At 69.6% G+C, this 15378-nt stretch carries 17 protein-coding genes, 3 tRNA genes and 1 riboswitch; of the genes, 10 read left to right on the forward strand and 10 right to left on the reverse strand.

The genetic code is table 11. The features are described from left to right. Nucleotides 1-2: 2 nt before the first annotated feature. The 9 genes from ACXJLU_RS16665 to ACXJLU_RS16705 are packed head-to-tail and all read right to left on the reverse strand — an operon-like array spanning nucleotide 3 to nucleotide 7965. On the reverse strand, nucleotides 3-398 hold the full coding sequence (locus tag ACXJLU_RS16665) for a cobalamin biosynthesis protein (RefSeq protein ID WP_457332784.1): 396 nt from the start codon (nucleotides 396-398) through the stop codon (nucleotides 3-5). Then, nucleotides 395-1138 (reverse strand): cobalamin biosynthesis central domain-containing protein, encoded by a 744-nt coding sequence (locus ACXJLU_RS16670; protein WP_457332786.1) that lies wholly within the window; start codon nucleotides 1136-1138, stop codon nucleotides 395-397. Before ACXJLU_RS16670 ends, ACXJLU_RS16665 begins: the two co-directional genes overlap by 4 nt. Next, a complete protein-coding gene (cobI, locus tag ACXJLU_RS16675; RefSeq protein WP_457332788.1) occupies nucleotides 1131-1916 on the reverse strand; it encodes a precorrin-2 C(20)-methyltransferase in 786 nt (261 codons plus the stop codon). Before cobI ends, ACXJLU_RS16670 begins: the two co-directional genes overlap by 8 nt. Next, on the reverse strand, nucleotides 1913-3223 hold the full coding sequence (gene cbiE, locus ACXJLU_RS16680; protein ID WP_457332790.1) for a precorrin-6y C5,15-methyltransferase (decarboxylating) subunit CbiE: 1311 nt from the start codon (nucleotides 3221-3223) through the stop codon (nucleotides 1913-1915). Before cbiE ends, cobI begins: the two co-directional genes overlap by 4 nt. Continuing rightward, a complete protein-coding gene (locus ACXJLU_RS16685; RefSeq protein WP_457332791.1) occupies nucleotides 3216-4325 on the reverse strand; it encodes a cobalt-precorrin-5B (C(1))-methyltransferase in 1110 nt (369 codons plus the stop codon). Before ACXJLU_RS16685 ends, cbiE begins: the two co-directional genes overlap by 8 nt. Next, nucleotides 4322-5014 (reverse strand): precorrin-8X methylmutase, encoded by a 693-nt coding sequence (locus ACXJLU_RS16690; protein WP_457332793.1) that lies wholly within the window; start codon nucleotides 5012-5014, stop codon nucleotides 4322-4324. The genes ACXJLU_RS16685 and ACXJLU_RS16690 overlap by 4 nt, the downstream gene beginning before the upstream one ends. Further along, nucleotides 4989-5867 (reverse strand): sirohydrochlorin chelatase, encoded by an 879-nt coding sequence (locus tag ACXJLU_RS16695; RefSeq protein WP_457332795.1) that lies wholly within the window; start codon nucleotides 5865-5867, stop codon nucleotides 4989-4991. The genes ACXJLU_RS16690 and ACXJLU_RS16695 overlap by 26 nt, the downstream gene beginning before the upstream one ends. Further along, nucleotides 5864-6664, reverse strand: a complete 801-nt coding sequence (cobM, locus tag ACXJLU_RS16700; RefSeq protein WP_457332797.1) for a precorrin-4 C(11)-methyltransferase — start codon at nucleotides 6662-6664, stop codon at nucleotides 5864-5866. The genes ACXJLU_RS16695 and cobM overlap by 4 nt, the downstream gene beginning before the upstream one ends. After that, nucleotides 6661-7965, reverse strand: coding sequence for a cobyrinic acid a,c-diamide synthase CobB (locus tag ACXJLU_RS16705; RefSeq protein ID WP_457332799.1), 1305 nt, complete (start codon nucleotides 7963-7965; stop codon nucleotides 6661-6663). The genes cobM and ACXJLU_RS16705 overlap by 4 nt, the downstream gene beginning before the upstream one ends. Before the next feature lie 84 nt (nucleotides 7966-8049). Further along, a riboswitch (cobalamin riboswitch) is annotated at nucleotides 8050-8287 on the reverse strand. Nucleotides 8288-8423: 136 nt separating this feature from the next. Between ACXJLU_RS16705 and ACXJLU_RS16710 the strand changes: the two genes are divergently transcribed. From ACXJLU_RS16710 to ACXJLU_RS16735, 6 genes are all read left to right on the forward strand, one after another. Next, on the forward strand, nucleotides 8424-9494 hold the full coding sequence (locus ACXJLU_RS16710) for a Fic family protein (protein WP_457332801.1): 1071 nt from the start codon (nucleotides 8424-8426) through the stop codon (nucleotides 9492-9494). Nucleotides 9495-9743: 249 nt separating this feature from the next. Beyond that, entirely contained in the window at nucleotides 9744-10328 is a 585-nt protein-coding gene (locus ACXJLU_RS16715) for an anthranilate synthase component II (protein ID WP_073467484.1), read from the forward strand. Beyond that, entirely contained in the window at nucleotides 10325-11338 is a 1014-nt protein-coding gene (ltaE, locus tag ACXJLU_RS16720) for a low-specificity L-threonine aldolase (protein ID WP_457332803.1), read from the forward strand. The genes ACXJLU_RS16715 and ltaE overlap by 4 nt, the downstream gene beginning before the upstream one ends. A gap of 19 nt (nucleotides 11339-11357) precedes the next feature. Beyond that, nucleotides 11358-12392, forward strand: a complete 1035-nt coding sequence (gene trpD, locus ACXJLU_RS16725; RefSeq protein ID WP_457332805.1) for an anthranilate phosphoribosyltransferase — start codon at nucleotides 11358-11360, stop codon at nucleotides 12390-12392. After that, entirely contained in the window at nucleotides 12389-13177 is a 789-nt protein-coding gene (gene trpC / locus ACXJLU_RS16730; RefSeq protein WP_457332807.1) for an indole-3-glycerol phosphate synthase TrpC, read from the forward strand. Before trpD ends, trpC begins: the two co-directional genes overlap by 4 nt. Continuing rightward, nucleotides 13174-13887 (forward strand): uracil-DNA glycosylase, encoded by a 714-nt coding sequence (locus ACXJLU_RS16735; protein WP_457332809.1) that lies wholly within the window; start codon nucleotides 13174-13176, stop codon nucleotides 13885-13887. Before trpC ends, ACXJLU_RS16735 begins: the two co-directional genes overlap by 4 nt. Before the next feature lie 20 nt (nucleotides 13888-13907). Here the strand turns inward: ACXJLU_RS16735 and ACXJLU_RS16740 are convergent, their stop codons facing one another. Next, the gene (locus tag ACXJLU_RS16740; RefSeq protein WP_457332811.1) at nucleotides 13908-14525 is read right to left on the reverse strand and encodes an outer membrane beta-barrel protein; all 618 of its coding nucleotides are present in this window, start codon (nucleotides 14523-14525) and stop codon (nucleotides 13908-13910) included. A gap of 139 nt (nucleotides 14526-14664) precedes the next feature. On the opposite strand from ACXJLU_RS16740, the gene ACXJLU_RS16745 reads away from it, so the two are divergent. The 4 genes from ACXJLU_RS16745 to ACXJLU_RS16760 form a co-directional block, all read left to right on the forward strand. Continuing rightward, nucleotides 14665-14750, forward strand: a tRNA-Tyr gene (locus ACXJLU_RS16745). Nucleotides 14751-14872: 122 nt separating this feature from the next. Continuing rightward, nucleotides 14873-14946, forward strand: a tRNA-Gly gene (locus ACXJLU_RS16750). 67 nt (nucleotides 14947-15013) lie between these two features. Then, nucleotides 15014-15088, forward strand: a tRNA-Thr gene (locus ACXJLU_RS16755). Between the two features lie 43 nt (nucleotides 15089-15131). Then, a partial coding sequence (locus ACXJLU_RS16760) for a GTP-binding protein (RefSeq protein WP_457332813.1) occupies nucleotides 15132-15378 on the forward strand: 247 nt, incomplete at its 3' end.

A 15378-nucleotide genomic window follows, 5' to 3' on the forward strand; every position in this document is an offset into this window, starting at 1 on the left:
AGTTATCTGCAGCGCGCGATGGAGACGGTGGCGTGGCGACCGTCGTCACCGCGCAGGATGTGTTTCTCAACCAGCAATGAGCTTGCTGGCGCTGCGCCGGCCGCAAGCAGCGCGGCCGCCTCGCTGACCGACGGCGTGCCGGTGTAGCGCCGCACCGTCTCCGACGGGTTCGGCACCTGCACCTCGGCCAGCTCGGCGGCATCGTAGAAGTGCAGCGACCAGCCGCGCTGTCCGGCCAGTTCCAGCAACCCGCGCTCGTCGGACTTCAGCGTGATGCTGGCCACCGCGGCCACGTCGGCGAGCGCGACGCCTGCCAGCGCCAGCGCCTCGCCGACCGCGCGCGACAGCGTCTCGACCGGCGTGCCGCGGTCGCAGCCGAGCCCGAGCGCGACCCTCATGGCGCAGCCTCGTCGAGCGGCGGGCGGTAGACGACCAGGCGCTCGTTCAACTGCTGCCACAGCGTGTCGTCGATCGCGCGCCGCGTGACCCACAGCACCGCCTTGAAGCGCGCCAGGTCCACGTCTTCGAAGCGCTCGAAGCGATGGATGCTGGCCGGCAGCGGCGTCGGCCGGGTCCACCAGTTCGGGCTGCCCGCTTCCTGCACGAAGGCGATCGGTTCGCCGTTGACGACGTGGGCCGAGACGCGGGTGATGTTGAGCTTCGGCGCCTCGACCTTCCAGCCGAGTTCGCGGCCGAGGATGTCGACGGGAATCGTCTTGCCGACGTCGGAGGCGGTGGTCAGCACCGGTGTCGCGCCGAGCAGCGCGGCGACCTGTTCGGCACAGGCGTTCGCGCCGCCCACGTGGCCCGACAGCACCGGGATCACGAACTGGCCGGCGTCGTCGACGACGGTGATGCCGGGATCCTCGTCCTTCGATTTCAGGTGCGGCGCGATCAGCCGCACGACGGCACCGAGCGAGACGAAGAAGATCAGCTGGTCGTAGGCCGCGAACAGCGGGCCGATCTCGTCGCGCAGTGCCGCGGTGTAGGCGCGCAGCGGGTTCGCGAGGCCGGCGAAAGTGGCGGCGAATTTCTCGGCGCAGACGATGTGGGCGTGCGGCAGTTGCGCGGCCAGTTGGGCCGCCTGGGATGCGCCGTGCTTGGTGATCGCGACGATCGCGATGCGGGGGTCAGTCATCGAGGGTCTCCGGGCTGGATTTCTTGAGGCATCCGCGGATCCGTTCGCCACGGACGCGCAGGTGGTTGTGGACCAGCATCAGCGACAGGTAGCTGACCTTCTGGCCGCGCAGCGACAGCATCTCGGCACCGCGCAGCACGCGCTCGTCCGGCGCGCCGCAGCGTTCGATGAAGGCCGCGCCGTCCAGCAGCGCGCGCTGCTGCAGCCAGTCGAGCAAGTCCTCGATCAGCGGCTTGACCTTCATCAGCACCAGCGTGTCGAAATCGCCGAGCAGGCGGTCGAGCGCGCTGACGCCATAGGCCGCGGGCACCACCGCGATGGTGTCGTCCTGCTCGCCCAGCGGGCGGCCGAGCGTGGCGGCAGCAGCGTTGAAGGCGTTGACGCCGGCGATGGTGTCGACCGCGATGCGCTCGTCGCGGGCCTTCACGGTGCGCGCCAGGTGGCCGAAGGTCGCGTAGGTGCTGGCGTCGCCCTCGACCAGGAACAGCACGTCGCGCCCGGCCAGCAGCAGCGGCAGCACGGTGTCGGCCGCGCGGTGCCAGCTGCGCAGCAGCTTCTCCTCGTCGTGCGTCATCGGGAACAGCAGCGGCAGGTGCTCGGCCGGCGGCGTGAGCTCGCTGCGAACGACGATGTCGAAGGCATAGCTCGGCGTCTTCGTGCTGCGCGTCGGGTAGGTCCACACGGTGTCGCGGCGCGCCAGTTGCGCCCACGCGGCGCGCGTGATCAGGCCGGGGTCGCCCGGGCCGAGGCTGACGCCGATCAATCGTCCGAGCGTCATGCTGCAGCCTTTCGCGCGCAGACGATCCAGACCGGGTTCTCGGCCGCCATCCGGTGCATGTGCAGGATCGGCTTGCTGCGCGAAGCCTGCAGCATCACGACGTCCCACTCCGCGCCGAGTCCGGCGAGCGTGCTGGTCGCGGTGCCCAGGTTCTCGATCGTCACGAAGTTCATCACCAGCTGCCCGCCCGGGCGCAGCCGCCGCAGGCACAGCGCGATCAGCTCGGCCAGTTCGCCGCCCGAGCCACCGATGAAGACCGCGTCCGGGTCGGCCCAGCCGTCCATCGCCTGCGGCGCCTTCGCGTGCACCAGCGTGTGGTTGCCGACCCCCAGCGCCGCGCGGTTGCGGCCGGCGATGGCCACGTCGTCGTCGTTCTTCTCGATCGCGTACACATGGCCGGCCGGGCACAGCCGTGCCGCCTCCAGCCCGACCGCGCCCGAGCCGGCGCCGATGTCCCAGACGATGCTGTCTTCGCGCAGCTGCAGGCGCGCGAGCGACACCGCACGCACCTCCAGCTTGGTGATCAGGCCCTTGTCCGGATGGCGCTGTTCGTAGCTCGCGTCCGGCAGGCCGAAGCGCACCGGCAGGGCCCGCGCCGACTGGCGCCACAGCAGCACGACGTTCGGATCGGCGAAGCGCGCCTGCGCCGCGTCGGCGATCGACAAGCCGGTGACGATGCGCTCTTCGGGCTGCAGCAGCCGCTCGGCGACCGCGATCTGGAAATCGTCCGCCAGGCCCTCGGCCTGCATCATCCGCGCGATGCGGTCGGGCGTGTTGTCGGGGCTGGTCAGCACCGCCAGCCGCGCCTGGCGGCGCAGCGATTGCGCGAGCGCGTACAGGCCGTGCGACGGCTCGGCGCCGGGGCCGGGCCATTCGCCGGCGTCCTTCGCATGGACGCTCTCGATCTTCAGGTCCTGCCACACCAGCCCGACGCGGGCGCAGGCGAGCTGGATGGTCGACAGGTTGGGCAGCACCTCGATCGCGTCCAGGCACAGCTGCATGCCGAGGTAGCCGGCGATGCCGTGGCACAGCGGGTCGCCGGTGGCCAGCACCACGCAGCGCTTGCCGGTGGCCTGGGCCTGGCGGATGTCTTCGGCCACGGCAGCCAGGCCGCCGATCGCGCGGCGCTCGGCCTCAGGCTGGATGCGCGATTCGAGCAGCGCCAGCGTGCGCTTCGCGCCGATCACCAGGTCGGCCTCGGCCAGCGCCTGCAGGGCCGGTGCGCCGAGGCTCGCGGCGCCGTCGTCGAGCACGCCGACGATGCGGCAGCGGTGCGGGCGGGGAGCGTCGTGGGTCATGTCATTCATCATTCGAAGAGGCCTCCGCAACCTTCTTGCCGTCGAAATCGCACACCAGCACGTCGAGCCGGAAACGGCCCGGGTAGCGGCCCATCACGGTGCTGACCACTTGGCGCGCCAGCGCGCGGTGGAACGGGTCGATCAACCCCAGCGCCTGCATGCGCTCGGCCGCGAAGCGCGCGGTCTCGGCGGCGGCGATCGCGGCGCATTCGTCGGGCGGCGCGCCGATGCTGGCGGCCAGCCGGGCCAGCAAGTCGGTGTCGACCTCGGCGCGGTTCGCGTGCGTGATGGTCTCGCCCTGCGCGATCTTGGTCAGCTTGCCGACCATGCCGCCGATCACGATGCGCTTCAGCTTGGCCTTCACCGCGGCGTCGAGCGCGTAGCGCAGGAAATCGCCCATCTGCACGAAGCAGGCCTCGGGCAGGCCGGGCATCTCGGCGATCGCGAACTTCTCGGTGCGCCCGCCGGTGGTCAGCACGACGGTGTCGCTGCCGGTGGTGGCCGCGACCTCGACCCCTTGCACCACGCTCGCGCGGTAGGCCGCGGTGCTGTAGGGCTTGACGATGCCGGTGGTGCCGAGGATCGAGATGCCGCCGAGGATGCCCAGGCGCGCGTTCAGCGTCTTCTTCGCCATCTCTAGGCCCTGCGGCACCGAGATCGTGACCTGCAGGCCGTCGCTCGCGAGCAGCGCGGTGCCGACCTCGCGCACGTTCTCTTCGATGTTGCGGCGCGGCACCGGGTTGATCGCCGGCCCGCCGACCGCGAGGCCGAGCCCGGCCATCGTCACGGTGCCGACGCCGAAGCCGCCGAGCAGCACCACCTCGCCGGCCGCGCCAGGCAGGCGCAGCACGTCGGCCGTCAGGTGGGCCTTGTCGGTGCAGTCGGGGTCGTCGCCGGCGTCCTTGATCACCATTGCGTGGGCGCTGCCCGCGTCGCATTGGCCGTCACTCACGTCGAAGCGCACGCGCTGGCCGTTCGGCAGCAGTGTTTCGACCGACGGCGGCACCTCGCCGTCGATCAAGCCCAGGACCGCCGCGCGCGCGGCCGCAGCCGAACACGCACCGGTCGTGAAACCGGTGCGGGTGCCGCGCTTGACGGTCTTCTCCATCATGGCGGGGTGGCCCCCGGCGCGTGCTCCGGCGTCGCCTCGGCGAGGCTGAGCAGCGCGTGGATCGCGGCGACGACCAGCGTCGAGCCGCCCTTGCGGCCGCGGATCACGATCCACGGCACGTCATCGACCTGCGACATCAGCTCCTTCGACTCGGCAGCCGACACGAAGCCGACCGGCATGCCGACCACCAGCGCCGGGCGCGCGCCTTCGTCACGGATCAGCCGCACCAGCTCGATCAGCGCAGTCGGCGCGTTGCCGATGCCGATGACCGCGTCATCGAGCAGCCCGAGCCGGTGCGCCTTGCGCATCGCCTGCACCGCGCGCGTCGTGTCGTCGGCCTTGGCCTGCGCGATCACGTCGGCATCGGCGATGAACTGGTGCGTGCGCATGCCGAAATGCGCCAGCCGCGGCGCCGACAGGCCGACGCAGATCATCTCGACATCGGCGACCACGCGCGAACGGCCCGACAGGATCGCGTGGATGCCGGCCGTCACCGCGCGCGGATGGAAGGCGGTGAGCCCGTTGAAGTCGAAGTCGGCATTCGCATGGATCATGCGGCGCACGATCGGCCACTGGTGCGGCGCGTAGTCGTGCGGGCCGACCTCGCGGTCGATCACCGCGAAGCTGTCGTGCTCGATCGCCCGGCCGGCGCGCGTGAGCTGTTCAGTGACCGTGTTCTGCGTGGTCATGGGCGTGCTCGTGGGGATGGGCGTGGTCGTGTGCGTGATCGTGGTCGTGGTGATGGGCCTCCCACTGCGCGGCTTCGTCGCTCACGGGCACCGCCGCCAGCGCGCCGTGCATCAGCGCGTCGACGCGCCCGGCCAGCAGCTGCGCGATCTCGGGCTCGAAGCCGAAATGCGTGCCGCTCGCGAAGCGCACCTGCGGGTACTGGCCGCGCAGGTGCTCGACCTGCCGGCCGATGCGCTGGATCAGCGTGCCGGTGAAGAGGTAGTAGGGCAGCACGATCACCTGCCGCATGCCCAGCTGCACTTGGCGCTGCACCACGCGCTCGAGCCGTGGCCAGGCGATGCCGGTGAAGGCCAGGTCGACCAGCTCGTGGTCGCCTTCCTCGAACAGCCAGCGCGCCATCCGCGCCATCTCGCCGTTGGCCTCGCGGTTCGACGAGCCGCGGCCGAGCAGCACGACGCCGGTGCCGGTCGGGTCGGGCATGTCGAGCGCATGCATGCACTGCTTGAGCTGGCGGCGCAGCACCTCCAGCACCGGCTCGCACACGCCGAGGTGCGGCGCGTAGTCGAAGCGCACGCCGGCATGGCGCAGCCGGGCCCGCGCGATGTGCGACGGGATCTCGACGTTGACGTGGCCGGCCGCGTTCAGGATCAGCGGCACGACGATCACGCGCTCGGAGCCGGCCGCGGCGAGGTCCAGCCCGTCCTCGACCTCGACCTCGGCGAACTCGATGAAGCACAGCTCGGTGCGCCAGTGCGGATGGCGCGCGCGCCAGAGCGCGGCGAATTGCTCGATCTCATCGTTGCCGCTCTTCTCGCGCGAGCCGTGGCCGACCAGCAGGATGGTGTCTTTCATGGGGCGGTCGCTTTCCGGAAGCGGTGGGTGAATGCAGCGTCGTAGAGCTTCGATTTGGCGAGTTCGGCCCAGCCGCGCGCGCCCAGCGCCGGGCTCGCGATCACCATCGCCTGGCTGACGATGCCGGCCTCGCGGCACTGCTGCTTGATGGTGGCCAGCGTGCCGCGCACGATGCGTTCCTCGCCGGGCCAGCTCGCCTTGTGCACGACCAGCATCGGCGCGTCGTCGGCCCAGCCGGCCTCGCGCAGCCCGGCCTCGATCTTGTGCAGCAGCGTGATCGACAGGAAGATGCACAGCGTGCAGCGGTGCGCCGCCAGCTCGGCCAGCGATTCGCCCGCCGGCATCGGCGTGCGGCCTTCGACGCGCGTGAAGATCACCGTCTGCGTGACCTCGGGCAGCGTGAAGCTCTCGACCGCCGCGGCCGCCGAGGCCATCGCCGACGACACGCCGGGCACCACCGCGATCGGGATGCCGGCTGCGTCGAGCGGCTGCACCAGCTCGATCAGCGTGCCGTACAGCGCCGGGTCGCCGGTCTGCAGCCGCACGACGGTGTCGCAGCGCGCGGCCTGCGCGATCAGCCACGCGACCATCTGCTCGAGCGTCATGTCCTTGCTGTCGGCGATCACGCAGCCGGGCGGGGCCCAGCGCGTGGTTGCCTCGTTGACCAGCGAGCCGGCGAACAGGATCGCGCCGGCACGCTCGACCAGCGCGCGGCCCTTGACGGTGATCAGCTCGGGGTCGCCGGGGCCGGCGCCGACGAACCACACGCGGCCCGACATCGCGTTCACGGCGCTCATCGCGTGAACAGGCGCGCGACGGCCTGCGGGTTGGACGGGAAATAGGCGTGGAAGTACGAGGCCGTCAGCCGGCCGCTGCGGTACACCGCCTCGCCGCGCCGGCCGGCGCGCATCGGCTGCGTGGTGCACAGCGGGGTCATTGGCGATTCCAGCCGTGAGTAGTGGAAGCTGTGGCCGCGCAACGTGCCTTCGGGCAGCGCGGCCTCGTGCAGGCCGATGCTGGCCAGGCGCGTCTGCATCGCCGCGTGGCCCGGCAGCAGCCCGGCCATCGCGGCGCGCCGGCCTTGCACGTCGGTCAGCGCCTGCAGCAGCAGCAGCAGCCCGCCGCATTCGGCCAGCATCGGCGTGCCGGCTGCATGGTGGTCGCGCAGCGCCTGGTGCATGAAGCGATTGGCGGCCAGTGTGTCCAGGTGCAGCTCGGGGTAGCCGCCGGGCAGCCAGATCGCGTCGCACGGGGGCGGCGCGGTGTCGTGCAGCGGCGAGAAGAACGCGAGGCTCGCGCCCATCGCCTGCAGCAGCGCGAGGTTGGCGGTGTAGAGGAACGAGAACGCGGTGTCGCGCGCGACCGCGATGCGCACGCCGCGCAGCAGCGGCTCGACGGGCGGCGCGTGGCCGGGCTCGAAGCCGACCGCGGGCGGCAGCTCGCCGGCATCGGGGCCGAGCGCATCGGCGGCGCGGTCGAGGCGGGCGTCGAGGTCGTCGAGTTCGGCGGCCTGCACCAGGCCGAGGTGGCGTTCGGGCAGCGCGATCTGCTCGTCGCGCGGCAGCGCACCCCACCAGCGCATCGACGCGGGCAGGCTCTCGCGCAGCAGCCCGGCGTGGCTGTCGCCGGCAACGCGGTTGGCCAGCACGCCGGCCATCGCGAGACCGTCGCGGTAGCTCGCGAGGCCGAGCGCGATGGCGCCGAAGGTCTGCGCCATCGCGCTGCCGTCGATCACCGCGAGCACCGGCAGGCCGAAGCGCAGCGCGAGGTCGGCGGTCGACGGCGTGCCGTCGTGCAGCCCCATGACGCCTTCGACGAGGACCAGGTCGGCATGCTGCGCGGCCTCGTGCAGCAGCGCGCGGCAGTGTGCGTCGCCGCCCATCCACAGGTCGAGCTGCTGCACCGGCGAGCCGCTGGCGCGGGCGAGGATCATCGGGTCGAGGAAATCGGGGCCGGCCTTGAAGACCCGCACGCGGCGGCCGCGGCGGGCGTGCAGGCGCGCGAGCGCGGCGGTGACGCTGGTCTTGCCCTGGCCGGAGGCGGGGGCGGACACCAGCAGGGCAGGGCAGCGCACGGGGCGCAGCTCGGGGACTTCCATCGAATGGACAACTCGCAACAGACCGGCCGTCGCCCTGCTTCCCCGCAGGGTCTCGTGAACAGGCATGCGCTGCGTTGCCGCGGGCGCGCACCCACTGGGTTGGCCGGTCTCCGGGCTGGCGGACATCTCCCGTGCACCCTTCCCATCGGCGCGGGGCCGACAGTGGGTGATTCGCACGGGAGCGCTCTCCGGGGAGGGCGTCCGCTTACCGTTGCGGGGGCAGCTCAGGTTGGATTCGCCCCGGCAGGGCTCATCTTCCTGATTCCCGTTTCACTGCCGCGACCGGACGGCCGCGGCGAGCACCAACGTGGGCGGCATGATAGCCCGCCGAGCCCGCCGAGCGCGGCGAGCAGCTGCCGGGCACGAGTGCCTGGGACATGTCAAAGAAATCGGAATTTCTATGCGCATGGCGGCTCACATGCATAGAAAATCGCTTTTCCTATACATGTCGCCTGTCCATGGTCATCGCCCCACTCCCACAGCTCAATCCCGCGCGCTTCGATGCACCAGCCATCCTCAAGCGGTTGGCGAGCAGCAGTCGGGCACTTGCCGAGTTGAAGGGGATTGCCGCCTCCATCCCGAACCAGGGAATCCTGATCAACACCTTGGGTCTCCAGGAAGCGAAGGACAGTTCCGAGATCGAAAACATCGTCACCACGCATGACGAACTCTTCAAGGACGATGTGCTGCCAGAGGCCTTTGCGAACCCGGCGGCCAAGGAAGTATTGCGTTACCGGCAGGCGCTGCGCGTCGGATTCGACCTGGTGCGTGACAGCGGGTTGCTGACCGCCAACCACATCATCGAGATCCAGGCCGAGCTGGAGCGCAACAACGCCGGCTTCAGGAAACTGCCTGGCACGGCCCTCAAGGATTCGAGCGGGCAGACGGTCTACATGCCGCCGCAGACGCCGTCCGAGATCGTCGAGTTGATGCGTGGCCTGGAGCACTTCGTCAATGAGCCCGAGCTATTCCCGGTCGACCCGTTGATCAAGATGGCGTTGATTCATCACCAGTTCGAGAGCATCCATCCGTTCTACGACGGGAATGGGCGCACGGGACGCCTCATCAACGTCCTGTACTTGGTGAAAGAAGGCTTGCTCGACATACCGGTTCTTTACCTGAGCAGCCACATCGTTCGCACCAAGGCCGACTACTACCGTCTTCTGCAAGCGGTGCGCGACCAGGATCGATGGGAGGACTGGGTGCTCTACATGCTGGAGGCGGTGGAAGCAACCGCCGGTCGGACCATCGCGACGATTCATTCCATCAAGGCGGCGCTGTTCGACTACAAGCATCGGATTCGCAGCGGCTACAAGTTCTACAGCCAGGACTTGATCAACAACCTGTTCACTCACCCGTACACCAAGATCGAGTTCCTGCAAAACGACCTGGGCGTCTCGCGTGTGACTGCGACCAAGTACCTGGAGGCGTTGACGCAGGGCGGTTTCGTGCGCAAACAAAAGGTCGGTCGCGGAAACTACTACGTGAACCTGGCGCTGAACGCCGTCTTGCAGCCGCCCCAGCCGTAGCCCCGGAATATCCCGGAGGGCTTTTCTCGGATGCCGGCCCGAGGCCATAATGCGGCCCCATGGTCTCCACGCGTTCATTCACAGCGACGCTCCGCGGTTGGCGTTGGCGCAAGCCAACGACCTGAAGCCACCTCATGGCGCCCGCGCGGGCGCTCCAGTCTTCCGCCGCGCCCCTGCCCCCGACCCTGCGATCCACCCGCCGTCGGCCGGCACCCGCCCCGAACCCACTGATTCCAGAGGCCTGAGCACATGCTGCTGATGATCGACAACTACGACTCCTTCACCTTCAACCTGGTGCAGTACTTCGCCGAGCTCGGCGAGGACGTGCGGGTGTTCCGCAACGACGAGATCACGCTCGACGGGATCCGCGAACTGAAGCCCGACCGGCTGGTGCTGTCACCCGGGCCGTGCTCGCCGGCCGAGGCCGGCATCTGCGTCGACGCGATCCGCGAGTTCACCGGCCGGCTGCCGATCCTCGGCGTGTGCCTGGGGCACCAGGCGATCGGCGCGGCGCTGGGCGGCAAGATCATCCGCGCGAAGACGCAGATGCACGGCAAGACCGACGTCATCACCACCGACAAGCGCGGCGTCTACACCGAGCTGCCGCAGCAGTTCACCGTGATCCGCTACCACTCGCTGGTGATCGAGCGCGACACGCTGCCCGCCGAGCTGGAGATCACGTCGACCTCGCAGGACGACGAGATCATGGGCGTGCGCCACACCGCACTGGCTGGCACGAAGACGCCGCTCGAAGGCGTGCAGTTCCACCCCGAATCCATCCTCACCGAACACGGGCACGCGATGCTGAAGAACTTCCTGGAGTTGCGCGCATGAACGGTGTCGTCGATCTGCGCAGCGACACCATCACGCGGCCGACGCCCGCGATGCGCGAGGCGATGGCCCGCGCCGAGGTCGGCGACGATGTCTTCGGCGACGACCCGACCGTCAATGCGCTGCAGGAGCGCATCGCCGCGCTGCTCGGCAAGGAGGCCGCGCTGTTCGTGCCGACCGGCACGCAGAGCAACCTGGTCGGCATGATGACCCACTGCGGCCGCGGCGACGAATACATCGTCGGCCAGATGGCCCACACCTACCGCTGGGAAGGCGGCGGTGCCGCGGTGCTGGGCAGCGTGCAGCCGCAGCCGCTCGAGCACCAGCCCGACGGCACGCTGGCGCTCGCCGACATCGAGGCCGCCATCAAGCCCGACGACTCGCACTTCGCGCGCTCGCGCCTGCTGTGCCTCGAGAACACGCTCGGCGGCAAGGTGCTGCCGCAGGCCTACCTGGCCGATGCGACCGGCCTTGCGCGCAGGCGCGGCCTCGCGACCCACCTCGACGGCGCGCGGCTCTTCAACGCCGCGGTGAAGCAGGGCATCGCCGCGCGCGAGATCGCAGCGCATTTCGACAGCGTGTCGGTCTGCTTCTCGAAGGGCCTCGGCGCGCCGGTCGGCTCGGCGCTGGTCGGCTCGAAGGCCTTCATCCACGGCGCGCACCGCTGGCGCAAGATGCTCGGCGGCGGCATGCGCCAGTCGGGCGTGCTGGCGGCCGCGGTGCTGCATGCGCTCGACCACCACGTCGAGCGCCTCGCCGACGACCATGCGCTCGCGCAGCGGCTGGCCGCCGGCCTGGGTGACGTGCCGGGCGTGACGGTCGAGCCGCCGCAGACCAACATCGTGTTCGTCGACGTGCAAGGCCCGAAGGCGGCCGGCCTGATCGACCACCTGAAGGCGCGCGGCGTGCTGGCCACCGGCCTGTACCGGCTGCGCTTCGTCACCCACCTCGACGTCGATGCCGCCGGCGTCGACCGCGCGATCGCCGCGGTGCGCGAGCACATGTCCTCCTGACGCCTTGACGAGCCGAACCATGTCCATCAGCAACACCGAAGCCCTGGCCCGCGTCATCGACCACCGCGAGATCTTCCACGACGAGATGCTGACGCTGATGCGCCGCATCATGAGCGGCGAGATGTCGCCGGTGATGATCGCCGCGCTGTCGATGGGGCTGCGCGTCAAGAAGGAAACCATCGGCGAGATCGCCGCCGCCGCCCAGGTGATGCGCGAGTTCGCGACGCCGGTGGTGGTGGCCGACACGACGCACCTGGTCGACCTGTGCGGCACCGGCGGCGACGCGGCGCACACCTTCAACATCTCGACCGCGGCGATGTTCGTCGCGGCCGCGGCCGGCGCGCGCATCGCCAAGCACGGCGGGCGCAGCGTGTCGTCGAGCTCGGGCAGCGCCGACGTGCTGGAGGCCTTCGGCGCCAACGTCAACCTGAATGCCGCGCAGGTCGCGCAGTGCCTGCAGGAATGCGGCATCGGCTTCATGTTCGCGCCCAACCACCATGCGTCGATGAAGCATGCGGGCCCGGTGCGCAAGGAACTCGGCGTGCGCACGATCTTCAACATCCTCGGCCCGCTGACCAACCCGGCCGGGGCCCCGAACCAGTTGATGGGCGTGTTCCACCCCGACCTGGTCGGCATCCAGGTGCGCGTGCTGCAGCGCCTGGGCTCGGAGCACGTGATGGTGGTGTACGGCATGAACGGCATGGACGAGATCTCGCTGTCGGGCGAGACGCTGGTCGGCGAGCTGAAGAACGGCGAGGTGCGCGAGTACATGGTGCACCCGAGCGACTTCGGCATGCCGGTCTACGACACCCGCGTGCTGAAGGTGGCCGACAAGGCCGAGTCGGTGCAGTGCATCCAGCGCGCGTTCGCGAACGAAGACGGGCCGGTGCGCGACATCGTGCTGTTGAACGCCGGCGCGGCGCTGTACTGCGCGAACGTCGCGTCGTCGGTGACCGAGGGCGTGCGGATGGCGCGCGAGGCGGTGGCCTCGGGCAAGGCGCTGGCCAAGCTGAGCCAGTTCGTCGCAGTCACCAACCAGTTCAAGACGGCATGAGCGATATCCTGAACAAGATCGTCGCGGTCAAGCATGACGAGATCGCGGCAGCACGCAAGCTGCGCGAAGAGGCCTCGGTGCGGCGCGAGGCCGAATCGCTCGGCGGGCTGCGTGACTTCACGAAGGCGCTGCGCGGCAAGATCGCCGCCGGCTCGGCCGCGGTGATCGCCGAGGTCAAGAAGGCGAGCCCGAGCAAGGGCGTGCTGCGCGAGCACTTCGTGCCGGCCGAGATCGCCGCGAGCTACGAGCAGCACGGCGCAGCCTGCCTCAGCGTGCTGACCGACCGGCAGTTCTTCCAGGGATCGGTCGACTACCTGAAGGCCGCCCGCGCCGCCTGTGCGCTGCCGGTGCTGCGCAAGGACTTCATGGTCGACAGCTACCAAGTGTACGAGGCGCGTGTGATGGGCGCCGACTGCATCCTGCTGATCGCCGCCTGCCTCGACGATGCGCAGATGGCCGACCTCGAAGCCCAGGCGCAGGCGCTCGGCATGGCGGTGCTGGTCGAGGTGCATGACGGCGCCGAACTCGATCGCGCGCTGCGGCTGAAGACGCCGCTGGTCGGCATCAACAACCGCAACCTGCGGACCTTCGAGGTCACGCTCGACACCTCGATCGGCCTGCTGAAGCACGTGCCCGGCGACCGGCTGCTGGTGACCGAGAGCGGCATCCTCGCGCGCGCCGACGTGCAGCGCATGCGCGACGCGAACGTGCATGCCTTCCTCGTCGGCGAGGCCTTCATGCGGGCGCCGGATCCCGGCGTGGCCCTGGGCGAGCTGTTCCAGTGAGTTCGCTGTCGCTGAGCACGCCGCTGGCGCAGCTGCTCGATGCCGCGCCGGCCGGCTGGCGCGAGGTGCTGCAGCCGTGGCGCGAATCGGCCGCCGGCAAGGGATTGGTCGAGTTCGTCGATCGGCGCGTGGCCGACGGGGCGGTGGTCTACCCGCCCGAGCCGCTGCGTGCGCTGGAGCTGACGGCGCTGTCCGACGTGCGGGTGCTGATCCTCGGGCAGGACCCGTACCACGGCCCGGGCCAGGCGCACGGGCTGGCGTTCTCGGTACCGGCCGGCGTGGCGTTGCCGCCCAGCCTGCGCAACATCGTCAAGGAACTGGTGCGCGACCTCGGCGAAGCGCCGGCGACCGGCGACCTGTCCGGCTGGGCCGCGCAAGGCGTGCTGCTGCTGAACACGACGCTGACCGTCGAGCAGGCCGCGCCCGCCAGCCACGCTCGCCATGGCTGGGAGCCGTTGACCGAGCGCATCGTCGCGGCGGTCGCGAGCCGGCGCCGGCCCTGCGTCTACATGCTGTGGGGCGCGCATGCGCAGCAGTTCGCCGCGTTGATCCGCGACACCGGCGGGCCCGATGCGCTGCTGCTGGCGTCGAACCATCCGTCGCCGCTGTCGGCGCGCCGCCCGCCGGTGCCCTTCATCGGCAACGGGCACTTCGGTGCCGCGCAACGGCACCTGCAGGCGCACGGCGGCCCGATCGACTGGAGCCGCTGAGGGGCCCCAGCCGGCCGGGGTCAGTTGAAGTAGTAGCTGACGTAGAAGCCGACGTGGCTGCCGTCGTACTCCGGCGCGGTCGAGTAGCCCTTCAGCGTGAACTTCTCGTGCACCGCGCGCAGCTTCAGCGCGATCGCCCGGGTCATGAAGTATTCGCCCTCGATGACGACACCGGTCGACGATTCGAATTCGACGTTGCCGACATCGAGCGCGCCGCTGGACGAGAACTTCGCGTTCTGCGACCAGCGCAGACCGCCACCGAGTCGCCATTGGTCGTTCAGGTCCCAGTGGCCCAGTACCTCGACGGGATAGCGGTCGAAGGTCTTGCGGCCGTCGTCGCCGTTGCGCGTCTCGCCGTTGATCGTCTGGAAGTGGTAGCCGACGCTGATCTGCGCCGAGAACGGGCTGTCGAAATGCACGTCGACGCCGGCTTTCACGTCGACCAGGCCGCCGGCGCGGATCGACGTGCTGTGGCCGTCCTCGAACTCGACCGAGTCGAGCTTGTCGCCGCCCCAGGTCAGGCCGAGGCCGACGAACGGGCGCACCCGCACGCCGGGGCCGCTGTTGTCAGGCTGTGCCTGGGCGTGGGCCGAGGCCGACAACGCGAGCACCGCGGCGGCCAGGATGATCTTCTTCATGGGGTCTCTCCTCCGTGTCACCCGCGAAAATGCCGCGGCGGGCGCGATTATCCCGGCCCCGGCGGCCGCCGCGACGGCGTTTTTTGCGGCGCTGGTTTGTCAGAGGCCTCAACTCGATGTATAGTCCCGAGTTCGCCGCGGAGGGGTGCCCGAGTGGCTAAAGGGGGCAGACTGTAAATCTGTTGGCTTACGCCTACGCTGGTTCGAATCCAGCCTCCTCCACCACGGCGAAACATATTCTGTAAGTTGCTAGACCGCTGGACGGTAGATCGCTAGATGTTTGTTGCAAGACCGTTCCGGTGAGGGTCTCGATGAGAGGCTCCGGCCGGGGCGGGTGGGGCTCCCGGGCGGGAGTAGTTCAATGGTAGAACCCTAGCCTTCCAAGCTAATGACGCGGGTTCGATTCCCGTCTCCCGCTCCACAAGGTGTCGTCAGAGGCTTGACTGCCAAAGGTTGTCAGCCCTGTGTCGACAGGACACAAGAGACCTGCCCATGTGGCTCAGTGGTAGAGCACTCCCTTGGTAAGGGAGAGGTCGCGCGTTCGATCCGCGCCATGGGCACCAGTTTTTTCAGCACTGTCAATCTCGACCGCTAGGAGCGCGAAAAATGGCAAAAGGCAAATTCGAGCGGACCAAGCCGCACGTGAACGTGGGCACGATTGGTCACGTGGACCATGGGAAGACGACGCTGACGGCGGCGATCACGACGGTGCTGTCGGCGAAGTTCGGCGGCGAAGCGAAGGCGTACGACCAGATCGACGCGGCGCCGGAAGAGAAGGCCCGCGGCATCACGATCAACACGGCGCACGTCGAGTACGAGACGGCGAACCGCCACTACGCGCACGTCGACTGCC

The organism is Rhizobacter sp. P5_C2, assembly GCF_054049715.1.